19 protein-coding genes are annotated in these 14169 nt (G+C 36.4%); 12 read left to right on the plus strand and 7 right to left on the minus strand.

What is annotated here, in order from left to right; all coding sequences use genetic code 11:
* Positions 1-99: 99 nt before the first annotated feature.
* From yneA to UtA1_RS17150, 5 genes are all read left to right on the plus strand, one after another.
* Positions 100-441 (plus strand): cell division suppressor protein YneA, encoded by a 342-nt coding sequence (gene yneA, locus UtA1_RS08830; protein ID WP_016836871.1) that lies wholly within the window; start codon positions 100-102, stop codon positions 439-441.
* On the plus strand, positions 428-1084 hold the full coding sequence (locus UtA1_RS08835; RefSeq protein WP_016836872.1) for a YneB family resolvase-like protein: 657 nt from the start codon (positions 428-430) through the stop codon (positions 1082-1084). The genes yneA and UtA1_RS08835 overlap by 14 nt, the downstream gene beginning before the upstream one ends.
* 66 nt (positions 1085-1150) lie before the next feature.
* Positions 1151-1381 (plus strand): DUF896 domain-containing protein, encoded by a 231-nt coding sequence (locus UtA1_RS08840; RefSeq protein ID WP_016836873.1) that lies wholly within the window; start codon positions 1151-1153, stop codon positions 1379-1381.
* Between the two features lie 129 nt (positions 1382-1510).
* A complete protein-coding gene (gene tkt / locus UtA1_RS08845; RefSeq protein WP_096550744.1) occupies positions 1511-3505 on the plus strand; it encodes a transketolase in 1995 nt (664 codons plus the stop codon).
* A gap of 469 nt (positions 3506-3974) precedes the next feature.
* On the plus strand, positions 3975-4118 hold the full coding sequence (locus UtA1_RS17150) for a hypothetical protein (protein WP_172597779.1): 144 nt from the start codon (positions 3975-3977) through the stop codon (positions 4116-4118).
* A gap of 200 nt (positions 4119-4318) precedes the next feature.
* On the opposite strand, the gene UtA1_RS08855 is transcribed toward UtA1_RS17150, so the two are convergent.
* The 5 genes from UtA1_RS08855 to UtA1_RS08875 all read right to left on the minus strand — a co-directional run bounded on the left by UtA1_RS08855 (position 4319) and on the right by UtA1_RS08875 (position 7838).
* Positions 4319-4957, minus strand: a complete 639-nt coding sequence (locus UtA1_RS08855) for a response regulator transcription factor (protein WP_096550745.1) — start codon at positions 4955-4957, stop codon at positions 4319-4321.
* A complete protein-coding gene (locus tag UtA1_RS08860) occupies positions 4950-6050 on the minus strand; it encodes a sensor histidine kinase (protein WP_016836876.1) in 1101 nt (366 codons plus the stop codon). Before UtA1_RS08860 ends, UtA1_RS08855 begins: the two co-directional genes overlap by 8 nt.
* Positions 6047-6730 (minus strand): cell wall-active antibiotics response protein LiaF, encoded by a 684-nt coding sequence (gene liaF / locus UtA1_RS08865; RefSeq protein WP_096550746.1) that lies wholly within the window; start codon positions 6728-6730, stop codon positions 6047-6049. Before liaF ends, UtA1_RS08860 begins: the two co-directional genes overlap by 4 nt.
* A gap of 102 nt (positions 6731-6832) precedes the next feature.
* Positions 6833-7477 carry a PspA/IM30 family protein gene (locus tag UtA1_RS08870; RefSeq protein WP_096550747.1) on the minus strand — a complete coding sequence of 215 codons (645 nt, stop codon included), beginning with the start codon at positions 7475-7477 and terminating at the stop codon, positions 6833-6835.
* A 13-nt stretch (positions 7478-7490) separates the two neighbouring features.
* A complete protein-coding gene (locus UtA1_RS08875) occupies positions 7491-7838 on the minus strand; it encodes a lmo0954 family membrane protein (RefSeq protein WP_096550748.1) in 348 nt (115 codons plus the stop codon).
* 227 nt (positions 7839-8065) lie between these two features.
* On the opposite strand from UtA1_RS08875, the gene sirA reads away from it, so the two are divergent.
* Positions 8066-8491 (plus strand): sporulation inhibitor of replication protein SirA, encoded by a 426-nt coding sequence (sirA, locus tag UtA1_RS08880; protein WP_096550749.1) that lies wholly within the window; start codon positions 8066-8068, stop codon positions 8489-8491.
* Positions 8492-8599: 108 nt separating this feature from the next.
* Here sirA and UtA1_RS08885 read toward each other — a convergent pair whose 3' ends face one another.
* Both UtA1_RS08885 and phaQ read right to left on the minus strand, forming a co-directional pair.
* A complete protein-coding gene (locus UtA1_RS08885) occupies positions 8600-9094 on the minus strand; it encodes a hypothetical protein (RefSeq protein WP_016836881.1) in 495 nt (164 codons plus the stop codon).
* Between the two features lie 76 nt (positions 9095-9170).
* Positions 9171-9740 carry a poly-beta-hydroxybutyrate-responsive repressor gene (gene phaQ, locus UtA1_RS17910; RefSeq protein WP_096550751.1) on the minus strand — a complete coding sequence of 190 codons (570 nt, stop codon included), beginning with the start codon at positions 9738-9740 and terminating at the stop codon, positions 9171-9173.
* Between the two features lie 210 nt (positions 9741-9950).
* Here phaQ and UtA1_RS08895 point away from each other — a divergent pair, with 210 nt between their 5' ends.
* The 6 genes from UtA1_RS08895 (at position 9951) to UtA1_RS08920 (ending at position 14103) form a co-directional block, all read left to right on the plus strand.
* Positions 9951-10403: a polyhydroxyalkanoate biosynthesis repressor PhaR gene (locus UtA1_RS08895; RefSeq protein ID WP_096550752.1), complete on the plus strand. Its 453-nt coding sequence runs from the start codon at positions 9951-9953 to the stop codon at positions 10401-10403.
* Between the two features lie 39 nt (positions 10404-10442).
* The gene (gene fabG / locus UtA1_RS08900; RefSeq protein ID WP_016836884.1) at positions 10443-11222 is read left to right on the plus strand and encodes a 3-oxoacyl-[acyl-carrier-protein] reductase; all 780 of its coding nucleotides are present in this window, start codon (positions 10443-10445) and stop codon (positions 11220-11222) included.
* Positions 11223-11257: 35 nt separating this feature from the next.
* Positions 11258-12343 (plus strand): class III poly(R)-hydroxyalkanoic acid synthase subunit PhaC, encoded by a 1086-nt coding sequence (gene phaC, locus UtA1_RS08905; protein WP_096550753.1) that lies wholly within the window; start codon positions 11258-11260, stop codon positions 12341-12343.
* 304 nt (positions 12344-12647) lie between these two features.
* Positions 12648-12875 (plus strand): YneF family protein, encoded by a 228-nt coding sequence (locus UtA1_RS08910; protein ID WP_096550754.1) that lies wholly within the window; start codon positions 12648-12650, stop codon positions 12873-12875.
* A gap of 706 nt (positions 12876-13581) precedes the next feature.
* The gene (locus UtA1_RS08915; protein WP_096550755.1) at positions 13582-13782 is read left to right on the plus strand and encodes a hypothetical protein; all 201 of its coding nucleotides are present in this window, start codon (positions 13582-13584) and stop codon (positions 13780-13782) included.
* Between the two features lie 69 nt (positions 13783-13851).
* Positions 13852-14103, plus strand: coding sequence for an internalin (locus UtA1_RS08920; RefSeq protein WP_096550756.1), 252 nt, complete (start codon positions 13852-13854; stop codon positions 14101-14103).
* The last annotated feature ends 66 nt before the right edge of the window (positions 14104-14169 follow it).

Here is a 14169-nt window from a genome sequence, read left to right on the forward strand (position 1 = left end):
GCAAACACAAGTTCGAAAAACCTATTGACAAAAACGTACGTTCGTATTATATTAAGAACAGATATTCCGAACGAGTATTCGAGAAAAGGGGAACGGAAAATGAGTTGGTTAGAGAAGAATCATTATATTAAAATTCTATCTATTGTAACATTACTCATTATTGCTTATATTTTCATTACAGATGATGGAGATATGACGTTTGAACAAATTACAATTAAAGAAGGCGATACGCTTTGGACATTAGCAGATCGCTATAAAGGATATATGACGACGGAGGAATGGATTCGAACAGTAGCGAAGGAAAACAACATCAACGTTGATTATATCATTGCAGGTGAGACATTAATGATTCCTATTCCGAAAGATGCAATCTATATTGCGATGAATGAAGAAGAAATTCAATCAATAAAGGTAGCTGTAAAAGACAATGAAAGAAAATAAAGCGGTTATATATGCAAGGGTAAGCACTGAAAAAAACGAGCAAGAAACTTCATTAGAACGACAAAAAGAGGAACTCTCAATCTATGCCCAACAATTAGGGTTTCAAGTAGTCAACATTTTCGAAGATCAACATAGCGGTTATGATGTAAACCGAGAAGGATTGCTCGAAATGATGGATTATATTGTGGAACACAATATTGGAAGTGTTTTCGTTCAAGATGAAACGCGTTTAGGCCGTGGACATGCCCGCGTTGCAGTATTGCATTTGCTAAAAAAAAGCGATATAGAAATATATTCTCTTAATGATGCCGGTCCATTAACAATGAATGAAATGGATACGATGCTGTTAGAAATTTTAGCCATTGTTGAAGAATATCAGCGGAAAATACATAATGCCAAAATAAAACGAGGAATGCGTCGAGCAGTGGAAAACGGATATCGCCCTGAACGGAATTTTAAAAATAAACATAAACGTGAAGGGAGAGAACGGATTGATGTTCCGATTGAAGAAATTGTCAATTTACGGGAAAAAGGATTAACATTCCAAGAAATTGCTTCAATTTTGAGAGGTTTAGGATATGAGGTAAGTAAAGCAACTGTTCATCGCAGATATATGGAATATAAAGAAAGACTCGAAGATTAATCTACTTGCACTTCGAGTCTTTTTTGCATATCCTTTTATGTATTGAAAAGGAAAGGTGTGAATGGAATGTTGTCTAAAGAAAAAATTGCCCGCATCAATGAATTAACGAGAAAAGCGAAGGAGGGTAAATTAACAGAAGAAGAAGCGAAAGAGCGCACAATGTTAAGGAAAGAATATTTAGAGGCTTTCCGTGAGTCTTTTAGAAAGACCATTGAAAATGTGCAAGTATATGATATCGAAGGTAACGATGTCACACCGGATAAAATAAAACAGCTTCGCCGCAATAAATTAAATTAACGAGTTATAAGTATATTGCTATCTAAAGTAAAAAATATGACATTCCTAAAAATTAGATTGTTTTCTCTGTAAATGTTGTCTAAACTGAATACGGAACAAATATTTAGCACGAGAAAGGATGTCAATCATATGACGACTACAGCGGATTTACTTGCAATTAACGCAATCCGAACTTTATCAATTGACGCCATTGAAAAAGCGAACTCTGGGCATCCAGGTCTTCCAATGGGTGCAGCTCCAATGGCATACACATTATGGACGAAACAAATGCGCCATAATCCAAAAAACCCAAAATGGTTTAACCGCGACCGCTTTATTCTTTCCGCAGGACACGGTTCCATGTTATTATACAGCCTTCTCCATTTAGGTGGATATGGCTTAGATATGGAAGAAATCAAAAATTTCCGCCAATGGGGTTCAAAAACGCCTGGGCATCCTGAATACGGTCACACAGTAGGGGTTGAAGCAACAACTGGCCCACTTGGACAAGGTATTGCAATGGCTGTTGGTATGGCGATGGCTGAACGTCACTTAGCAGCTACATACAATAAACCTGGTCATGAAATTGTAGATCATTATACTTTTGCTCTTTGCGGTGATGGAGATTTAATGGAAGGCGTTGCTGGCGAAGCTATTTCATTAGCAGGACATTTACAACTTGAAAAATTAATCGTACTTTACGATTCAAATGATATTTCATTAGACGGCGATCTTTCAAAAGCCTTCTCTGAAAACATTCAACAACGTTTTGAAGCTTGTGGATGGAACTATATTCGTGTAGAAGATGGCACAGATGTGGATGCAATTAATGACGCCATTGCACAAGCAAAGCAGTCAAAAGGGAAACCAACATTAATTGAAATAAAAACAGTAATTGGTTATGGTTCGCCAAATAAATCTGGAAAATCCGATGTTCACGGTGCACCACTTGGAGCTGACGAAGTTCAGTTAACGAAGGAATTCTATGGCTGGAAGCACGAGCCGTTTGAAATTCCGGAAGAAGTGTATGAAACATTCAAAGCAGCTGCTGAAGTAAACGGTGTACAGGCTGAGGCAGAATGGAACGAGAAATTTGAAAACTATAAAAAGGAATATCCAGAATTAGCAGAGCAATTTATTAAAGCTATGAATAATGAACTTCCGGAAGATTTTGATGAAGAGATTCCTGCATATGAGCCTGGAAAATCTATTGCGACTCGTTCATCTTCTGGCGATGTAATTAATGCATTAGCGAAAAAAGTGCCTTATTTCTTTGGAGGAAGTGCCGACCTTGCTGGTTCTAACAAAACAACAATTAAAGGTGGAGGCGATTTTTCAGCGCAAACACCTGAAGGTCGCAACGTTTGGTTTGGCGTGCGCGAGTTTGCGATGGGTGCAGCTTTAAACGGTATGGCGCTACATGGTGGTTTAAGAGTATTTGGTGGTACATTCTTCGTCTTCTCTGATTATATTCGACCAGCAGTTCGCTTATCTGCATTGATGGGACTACCAGTTACTTATGTGTTCACGCACGACTCAATCGCTGTAGGGGAAGATGGGCCAACACATGAGCCAATTGAACATTTAGCATCTTTCCGTGCTATGCCAAATGTTTCTGTTATTCGCCCTGCTGATGCAAATGAATCAAAAGAAGCATGGAAACTTGCCATTCAATCAACAAATCAACCAACAATTTTAGTGCTTTCACGCCAAAACTTGCCTGTGCTTGAAAATACAGCAGCTCTAGCTAAAGAAGGTGTTGCAAAAGGTGCATATGTCGTATCACCAGCGACAAAAGATACACCAGATGCTATTCTAATCGCTACAGGTTCTGAAGTAGCATTAGCGGTGAAAGCCCAAGAGAAATTACGTGAAGATGGTATCGATGTATCGGTTGTATCGATGCCGTCTGTTGATCGATTTGAACAGCAATCTGATGAATATAAAGAATCTGTATTGCCAAAAGCGGTGACAAAACGATTGGCTATTGAAATGGGTTCTTCTTTAGGCTGGCATAAATATGTTGGCACTGAAGGAGATGTACTTGCGATTGATAAGTTTGGTGCAAGTGCCCCAGGAGAAGTGGTAATGGAAAAATATGGATTTACTGTCGACAATGTAGTGGCAAAAGTAAAAGCTTTATAATGCTGAAAGAAGGATATCTTCTATTTAGAAGGTATCCTCTTTTTTTAGTGCGCCTGGCATGGGTGTAATCTATAGGGTGTAAGTCCCGAACTGTGAAGGCAGAAGTAACAGTTAGCTTAACGCAAGGGTGTCCGTGGTGACGCGGAATCTGAAGGAAGCGAGCGGCAAACTTCCGGTCTGAGGAACACGAACTTCATATAAGGCTAGGTATCATTGGATGAGTTTGCTAAACAAAACAAAGTCCTTTCTGCCAAAGGTGGTACAGAGTAAATGAAGCAGATAGATGGAAGGAAAGATTACATTCTTACCCGGGGAGGTCTGGCGGATATGTGAAGTACGCTTCATAACCTACTTAGTGATAAGTAGCTGAACCGTCAGAAGTCAGCAGAGGTCATAGTATTAGTTGGTTTAGAACTACTAAGAAGGACCGAACAATTAAGAGAGAATAGCCCTTGGCATTCAGTGAGTCATGATGAACACAGAAAACGTAGTACCTCACTTGAGGAAGGAAGCGGTGAATCCCGTGGGAGACCTCTTGGAGGGTGGAGTGACCACTGGCATAAAGAGAACAGCTATTCACGGAAGTTATAAAGACTTGCGTCAATCATCTTAATTGAACCGCCGTATACGGAACCGTACGTACGGTGGTGTGAGAGGACGGGAGTTAATCGCTCCCTCCTACTCGATTGGAATAGAAGGGGTAAGAAGATTTTAGAGGTGGTTAAATGTTGAGATGGATCTTTTGGGCGAGGATAGTGACTGCAGGAGAAAAGGAGAGGGGTGTTTTCCTCTTTCTAGACACCCCATATCTTGTTATTTCACCAGCCCATTTTGGAATGCATATACCACTGCTTGGGTTCTGTCTTGAACTTCCAATTTCGATAAGATATTGCTCACGTGCGTTTTTACGGTTTTCAAAGCGATAAATAATTCATCTGCAATTTCTTGATTTGATTTACCTTGGGCTATAAGTAATAATACTTCCATTTCCCGATCAGTTAATTGTTCATGAAGGGGATGGCTATTTGTATTTCGCATCCGGTTAATCATCTTTGAAGTGACTTCAGGTTCCAACACGGATTCGCCGCTAACGGTTTTTCGAATCGCTTCTGCAATTTGTTTGGCATTGGAAGTTTTTAAAATGTAGCTGATAGCGCCAGCTTCTAGTGCAGGGTAAACTTTATCATCATCAAGAAAACTTGTCACCATCATAACTTTTGCTTCCGGCCATGCTTTTAAAATTACTTTCGTCGCTTCAGCACCGTTCATAACTGGCATCACATTATCCATCAAGATAATATCAATGTCAGGCTTAAGCTGGAGAATTTTTTCCACTGCCTCTTGACCATTACTTGCTTCTCCGACAACGGTCATATCTGTTTGGGCTGATAGGTATGCAGAGACACCGATGCGAACCATCTCATGATCATCGGCAATGAATACTTTAATCATCTGATTCACCTCCCGAATTTTTCTGTTCCATCAAATGCTTTTCCCGTATTTCATCAAGTGAAATCTTTTCTTCCATCTCATCTTGTGCTTTCAATGGTATTTTTACTTCAACAATCGTTCCTTCGCCAGGCACCGAAACTATTTTATATTTTCCTCCAATTTCCACAGCACGCTCCGCGATGTTTCGTAAACCATAAGAAGTCGTATTGGATTCTTTATTCATATCAAATCCACGGCCATTGTCTTGAATTCTTAATATTGCCAGTTGATCTCTTTCAATCAGTAGCAGTTCCACTTCCGTTGCTTTTGCATGGCGCAATGTATTCGATAACGCTTCTTGAGCGATGCGGAATAAATGGTCTTCCTCAGCTTTTGAAAGCTGAATCTCTTCAATTTCATATTCAATTTCAACGTTGACTTTTTGCTTTAATTCGTTAATTAATTCTTTTAACCCTTGAGCAAGGGTATTGTTTTTTAATGCGATTGGTCGGAGATGTAATAACAATGCACGCATTTCTAATTGGGCTTGCTGCACCATTTTTTCAATTTGTATTAGCGTATGTTTTGCATTATCCGGTGGAGTCTCCGTTTCTGTTATGGAAGATAACAACATCGACGCAGCAAACAATTGTTGAGAAACGGAATCATGAAGTTCCCTTGCAAGTCTTTGTCTTTCTGCGATAATACGTTCCTGAATGATTTTGTCACTTGCTTCTGCTTTTTCATTGGATAAACGTTGCAGACTTTTTCGTTGCGTTTCGATTAATTCATTCGTTTCAATTAAAGCTTTTCGGAGTGGATAGGAAACGTTTCGTTTAACAGTTAGCTCAGGCTCAGCCAATTGCTTTACATAATGTAATGTAGTGAATTCTTTTGATTTTTCTACAATCATCCACCATAAGCTTATGAAAAAGCTGATAATGAACGTACCAATTACAATAATTGCAAAAAGCGGCAGCTCGTTATAATAATTTTCCCATATAGGACTCCAAGTTGTTTCATTTGGTACACCATATAATAAATAGAAAAGTCCAAAAAACATACCTAAAATAATCAGTGAAATCGTAAAGGTGCGGAATATCAGTGAAATCATTTCCGAATCACCTCCACATCCCCAAGCCAAGTAGCCACATGAATAACTAGTTTTCGTTTTGCTTCATTCGGGTCACCATCTTCAAAAACAAGCCGTTCATTCCACAATCTTTTCGGTGAATAATGCAATAATTTTGCCTCACCAATTAGAGCAGAATATTGAATGCGGAAAGGAATTTCATAAGGTAAAATAATTTTTATTTTTCCTATCCCTTGGCGAATCGTTATGACAGAAGTACCTGCTGGTAAAATCGTTTCTGTTACATCAATCGTGTAATCGCCTAAAAAGTTTTGGATTTGGATATCTTGCCATTTATAATTTTCCATTGGAATGGATGAGGTGTGTATAAAATCATTTTTCTGAACTGTCCCTAATTCAAAGTCTTTTGCTAAAATGGTTACTTCTTTATGATGTTTTGTTAAATGTTTAAAGAGAATATAAATGATTACGCAGACGATAAAGAATCGCAAACTCCAAATGGTGATAATAGCTAAAAAGATAAAAAAAGCACCTAACCAAAAATACAGCTTTTTCTCTTTTACAAAACTTTTATAAAGAAGAAATGCACCAATAATTAGAAAGAAGGCACCACCGTTATTGAAAATGGTTAGCTCCGCAAAAACAATAAGCAACATCATAATAAAAATGGTTGTTAACTGCTTCGTCGTCAAACTTTTCAACGTGGTTCCTCCTTCATGTTGCACGATAAATGTTTAATAATAATAAAGAAGGGAGAAAATTCCCTTCTTAATTTCTCATCTTTTTCATTATAGCATGTTCGATTATTCCTTTGATGAAAGTATCGATGTTTCATCGTTATTTTTGGTTGATTGTTGTTCTAATAGGGCTAAGCGAGTTTCGAGTTGAGTATATTCGTAGTTTTTCTCAATTTTATTTGATAGTTGATCTATATAAGTTGATAGCTCATGGAAGTTCATATCTTCAGAATTTAATACACGATTCATCTTTACATTCGCTCGCACGACATTTTCTTTCCCCATTAATTGCAATTGTCGAACTTTCATATCTTGAATCTTATGCTTCATCATTTCAAATTTTTGTTCTAATTGAATGACTTCCTCATTCGCTTGATTTAAGCTTTCTTGTAATGTCATTTGGCGGCTTTTGTAAGTTTCCACTTCTTGTGTCGCAAAGAGAATTAAATCTTCTTCACCGCTAGCTTTTGCTAACTCCAATTGATTTGTTCTTCTCTCCAGCATTTTGCCAGTTTCTTTTAAATTTTGTTCCAATTCTTCTTTTAATAATCTTTGTCTTTCTAATAGTTTCCCTGTTTGTTCTGTTTGTTTTTCAGCTTCGCGAATATATTGATTTAATATAGCAATTGGATTTTTCGCTTCTTTTTTGTCAAACAGTGCATGTAAATCTGCTTCTAATGTATAGCGGAAACGTTTTAATAAACTCATCATTTAAAATCTCTCCTTATTTTGTAATTTTTGACCATTCATTTTCAAAGTTTGTGAAAGGATCATCCTCTTCTTTGATAGGAAGTGTAATATCTTCATTTTTCCATTTTTTATATAGCGCATATAAGAGGACGATTGCTACAAGACCAACTAAAGCAGGGATATTGGATACAGCCATCAATAATCCAATTAAACCAATGAATATCCAAATCACCTTGCTAAAAACAGAATTACTTTTAACGTAATAGTGCATTCCTAGGAATACAAAAGCTAAGGCAAAAGTTAGCCCTAATAAAGGTCCTAATGTTCCAAGGATAATGAATACTAGAACCACTGCTGCAAGCAATAAGAGTAATTTTTTCATTTTCATTCTCCTTTCTCGTTTGTACCTTAATGTTACAATGCATTACTATTTCTCAAAATGACCTTGAATTGTATTTTCGACTAAGACTCAAGACCGAGATTTGGAATATAAAAATAGAAGAAAGATTTTATCGGAATTTGGCAAAAAAATATCGATAATTGGGACAAGGTTTGACAAAAAATTCAAAATCTTTCAATTATAATGAGGTTAGGAAGGAGGACAGGCAGATGAGAATATATTCAATATTCATCATAAAAAAACAATATCAATCATTCGTTTTTGGAAGGGAAAGAATGCTGTTAGAAATGGTTGCAAAAATAGATGATCAACAGGAGTCCTCTGCAAGAAAACAATTAAGTTATCTATGTGAACCAATTGAAGGGGATGTAGAGGGAAAAATTTATCAGCATCTTCAAAAATGTTTTCCTGAAATGCATTGGATGGATGATTACTTAGGGTTTGAACATAAATTAAAAGGCCGAATTAAAATTAAAGTGTTCGAATATTATATTGAAGCCATTTGTGAAGGATCGCGAATGCTTGATTTAGATTTGTTCCAAAGTTTAAGCCAAATAAATGATTCTTTTCTTGCATTTAATAAAGAGGAACATGAATGTGGTTGGTTAAAGCCGGTGAAATATGCGTCGTATTAGAAAGAAATGAAAAACCCTGTTGGCAACATGGGACAACAGGGTTTTAAAGGGGAGTTAGGGGATTTTTTTAATAAAAAGGGGATTTAACTATAAGTTTAGTAGGAAAAATTATTCTGCAACTGCCAACAATTTTTTATGAGTTTCTTTTAATTGATTAGCAATTTCTTCGATTTTATTTAATGTTTCAATGCGTTCTTGTTTTTGTTGCTCGATTGCTTGTTGAAGCGTTATTTCGATTTGTTTTTGCGCATTTGTAAATAAATCAAGAAGTGCGTTGTTTGGTTTCCAAGCTAAATTTTGTGCTTTGTCTGTAATTTCTTGAACGCTTTCCAACCATTTCGAAATGTCATCGAATTGACCTTCTTTACCTAATTCTTTGAAGCTATTTTCAAGTCTTTCTTGCCATTCTCTTGAAGCTTTTCTCCCTTCTTCTTCAATGGCATTAATGGCATTTACGGAAGATTCAATAAATTCCTTTTGTACGTTAAATGTTTGTAGAGCTCTTTTTTCAAAGTCTTCTTGGACTTTTTCAATCGTCTTTAAGCTATTTACCCAGCTGTCCCATACTAAATCTACACCTTTTGCAAGTTGCTCTTTTGCCATTACTTGATTTCCTCCTTTAATGTAACCAGAGTTTAAATTTATAATGAATGCATTTTCATGCATTACATCCAAAAATTTAAGATTGTGGTTGCTCTTCAGGTGCATTGGAACTTTGTGCTTTTGTTTTGCGAGAACGAGTGGATTTAGGTTTTGTCGTGGATGCTGTGGATTTTGCTTTTGTTGAAGTGGTTTTCGTAGATGTTTTTTCTTTGGTTGGTACGTCTGTTGCTTGAGGAGTTGCTGCGAATTGTTCTTCTAATCGTTTTGATGTCGTATTTGGTGTGAAAAATGGATTATATAAATTGAAAAATTGATTTAATAAACGTTGATATTCACTTAAAGAATTAGCCCACATATCTAAATATTTTTCGCCAGCTTCTGTAATGGAATAAATGCGTTTTGCTGGTCCTCCAGAACTTGTATCCCAAACAGAAGTTACTAAATTCTCTTTTTCAAGCTGTCTTAATAGGCGATAAAAATTTCCGTGATCCAATGATTCAATGCCAAACTTTGTAATTTTCTCCATCAGTTCATAACCATGAGTGTTAAATTCACGTAAATGTAACAACATGATGGGGATTAAAAAGTTTTTCGGCGCTCCAATACTTGGACTTTTCGGTTTCTTTTTTTCATCTTTCGATACCAATATTTTTACACCGCCCTCTGATATTTATTTATATATGTAATTTACACATAGATGTATTTGTTGTCAACTGTTTTTATTTGAAATTATTTATTTTATTACAAAAAATACATAAATTTGTAAATTTTTCATAAGAATGAAATTTCTGCATAAATAATATATTGAAATATGTTATGAAAAAAATAAAAAGATTTGTAGAGGAGATGATCTTCGTTGACCCAATCAACCTTTGATGTTTTTTCTTTATGGAAAGAAATCTATAACAAAACAGAAAGTGCATGGCATGATGCCATTCAAGAAACATTAGAGAAAAAATCTTTTGCTGAAAGTTTAGGACAAATTCAAAGTCAATATGTTCAATTTCAAGAACTTGTCAATAAAATGACGGAAAGCTATTTAAAACAAACAAATATACCATCACGTGATGAAATTGCCAATGTGGCTTCCCTCATTATTGATGTTGATTCAAAAATTGATCAATTGGAAGATGAAATAGATGAGAAAGAAGAGCGCTTAGTAAAAGAAATGGATGCTCTGAAAAAATCCGTTTCTTCATTAGAAAAGAAACTCGATAAGGTCATTGAATTATTAAATAAGTCGATTGAATCAATATCAGACTCAAATGCTACTGTAGCGGCAACAGCAAACAAAACGGTTTCAAAATAATCTTTAGATAAAAATATATTCAGAAAGGGAGACTGTTTTATGACAACTACAGTATTTGAAGTAGAACAAGTGAATTCATTAAAACCATTGGAAGGAAAAGTGGCAATTGTAACTGGTGCATCCCGTGGAATTGGTGCAGAGATTGCTAAGGTGTTAGCCAGAAATGGTGCAACGGTTATTGGCACATATAATAACAGCCCAAAACAAATTGAAGATGTTGCGAAAGTAATTGAAGAAGAAGGCGGCAAATTCCATGCCCTTCAAGCGGATGTATCCGTTTTTGATGATACTGAAAAACTAGCAGCAGAAGTAATAGAGAAGTTTGGAAAAATTGATATTTTAATAAACAATGCAGGAATTACAAAAGATCGAACATTTAAAAATATGTCAAAAGAAGACTGGGATGCCGTAATCAATGTAAACTTAAATGGTGTGTTCAATGCAACGAAATCAGTTATCCAACATATGTTAGAGCAAAATTATGGCCGCATTGTAACGATTAGCTCCATCGTAGGCCAAGCTGGTGCGTTTGGACAAACTAACTATTCAGCGACAAAAGCAGGGATTTTAGGTTTTACGAAATCTTTAGCATTAGAAACTGCTTCCAAAGGTATTACGGTGAATGCAGTGTGCCCTGGATACATCGGAACGGAAATGGTGGCTGCTATGCCGGAAAAAGTACTGAATAATATTGTAGAAAAAGTTCCAATGAAACGATTAGGACTGCCGAGCGAAGTTGCTCAAGCGGTGTTATATCTTGTTCAAGCAGACTATGTAACAGGTCAAGCGATTGCTGTAAACGGTGGTCTATATATGTAAATCGTTTAATTGGAACAATTGTTGGGAGGGATTTTGTGGTTACTGTTGATACAACACCATTAAAAGAATGGTTTGAAAGTTTGCCTAAAAACAAAGATTTCGAAAAATTGCAACGTTTCAATAAAGTATTATTTACCGATCCAGAACCTCAAGTGGGTCAAACGCCAAAAGAAATGATCTGGACAAAAAATAAAGCGAAATTATATCGTTATCAGCCAAATAAAGTAAAAACGAATAAAGTGCCAATTTTAATGATTTATGCACTCATTAATAAACCTTATATATTAGATTTGTACCCTGGGAATAGTTTTATAGAGTATTTAACAGACCGCGGCCATGATGTATATTTACTAGATTGGGGTACGGCTGGTTTCGAGGACCGCCATATGAAATTAGAAGATTATATTGTTGATTATATACCACGGGCTGTAAAAAAAGTGTTAAAACATTCTGGCGCAAAAGAAATCACGATGTTTGGGTATTGCATGGGCGGAACGATGACGGCGATTTTTACTGCTCTTTATCAAAAGAAATTGCCGATTCGCAATGTAGTCTTGTTAACAAGTCCAATTGATTTCGAAGATGCCGGACTTTATACAAATTGGTTAGATAAACGCTACTTCAAATTAGATAATATTGTAGAAACTTTCGGAAATGTACCGTTTGAATTCATTGATTTTGGTAATAAATTATTAAATCCACTTTCAAATACTGTAGGTGTTTACGTCAATGTTGCTTCTAATATTGAAAATGAAGAGAAAATTTTAAACTGGAAGCTAATGCAAAAATGGCTAAATGATGGTGTGCCATTTCCGGGTGAGGCATATCGCCAATGGATACGCGAATTTTACCAAGAAAACAAATTGATTAACGATGAATTAGAAGTTCGTGGTGAAAGAGTATTATTGTCAAACATTACAGCGAACTTATTAAATATTGTTGCCACTCGCGATAATATTGTGTTACCGCAACAAATTGAACCGTTGAATGATAAAGTCTCCAGCAAAAATAAAACATTGCATGTTGTTAATGCAGGACACGTTTCGGTTATTACTGGTAAACGCGCCGTAGCTGAAAACTATCCATTTATTGAACAATGGATTACTGAAAATTCGAAATAACGAATTTTGAATGATCACAGCATCCGAACAATATTTGAAACTCTAGTACAGAGAGTTTCAAATAAGTTCGGATTTTTTTGAGTTGGAAAAGGTATCATTTTAATAAAGTATGAAAATTAAAAATATTTTATTTTGGAAAAATATCTTTATATTATAGAGGAATTTGGTTAAAATACATAAGGTATGTAAAGTGTATGGGTTTAGAAAAATTCGGGAAAAACTAGAATCGCTGTTATGGATAGTGTATAATCCATCGTGGAGAGTAAAGTTTTTCTCGGGAAAAGTTGAGAGGGAGGTAAGTATTGTGGAAACTTGGCTAGCGATATTATTAATTATTATTGCGTTAGTAGCTGGCGTTGCGTTAGGATTCTTCCTAGCTCGTCAATCAATGATGAAATATTTAAAAGAAAACCCACCAATTAATGAACAAATGATTCGTGTAATGATGGCACAAATGGGCCGTAAACCATCTGAAAAACAAGTTCGTCAAATGATGGCTCAATTAAATAAAATTCAAGAAAAACAAAAATAATCATACAAGGTTGTCCTGTATCGGAATTATTCTGGAAAGGGATAACCTTTTTTATTGTGGATTGATGAGGTTTATGCATTGGTCATAGTGTATTTGCAGTTGAGGAGATCTATGCAGATATGATTGTATTATACGTGTGAGTTTTTTGCAGAGTTGAAGAATGATATGCACGAGATTGGTATGTATCTGCTCTTGCGGGTATGATCAATGCACAAGCTAGTGGTTATATGCACAAGAGAGCGAGCTAAATGCACAAGCTAGTGGTTATATGCACAAGTGAGTGAGCTAAATGCACAAGCTAGTGGTTATATGCACGAGCTAGTGGCTATATGCACAAGTGAGTGAGCTAAATGCACAAGCTAGTGGTTATATGCACAAGTGAGTGAGCTAAATGCACAAGCTAGTGGTTATATGCACAAGTGAGTGAGCTAAATGCACAAGCTAGTGGTTATATGCACGAGCTAGTGGCTATATGCACAAGTGAGTGAGCTAAATGCACAAGCTAGTGGTTATATGCACAAGAGAGCGAGCTAAATGCACAAGCTAGTGGTTATATGCACAAGTGAGTGAGCTAAATGCACAAGCTAGTTGGTTATATGCACAAGTGAGTAAGCTAAATGCACAAGCTAGTGGTTATATGCACAAGTGAGTGAGCTAAATGCACAAGCTAGTGGTTATATGCACGAGCTAGTGGCTATATGCACAAGTGAGTGAGCTAAATGCACAAGCTAGTTGGTTATATGCACAAGCTAGTTGGTTATATGCACAAGTGAGTGAGCTATATGCACAAGCGAGCGAGCTAAATGCACAAGCGAGCGAGCTAAATGCACAAGTGAGTGAGCTAAATGCACAAGTGAGTGAGCTAAATGCACAAGCTAGTGGTTATATGCACAAGAGAGCGAGCTAAATGCACAAGCTAGTGGTTATATGCACAAGTGAGTGAGCTAAATGCACAAGCTAGTGGTTATATGCACAAGTGATTGAGCTAAGTGCACGAGTTGGTGAGAGAAATGCACGAGCAAGAGAAGTAAGTGCACGAGTTGGTGAGAGAAATGCACGAGCAAGAGAAGTAAGTGCACGAGTTGGTGAGAGAAATGCACGAGCAAGAGAAGTAAGTGCACGAGTTGGTGAGAGAAATGCACGAGCAAGAGAAGTAAGTGCACAAGTTGGTGAGATAAATACACTAGCTGATGGATTTTCAGCATATGAGGATTTGAAATATACATAAAAAGGAAAACTATTGTACTAAATCCATCTATAATGGCGCTGGATTCTACACAAGCCCTCATAAGAA

It is taken from the genome of Ureibacillus thermosphaericus (genome assembly GCF_002370195.2).
In the GTDB taxonomy this organism is placed as follows: Bacteria; Bacillota; Bacilli; order Bacillales_A; family Planococcaceae; genus Ureibacillus; species Ureibacillus thermosphaericus.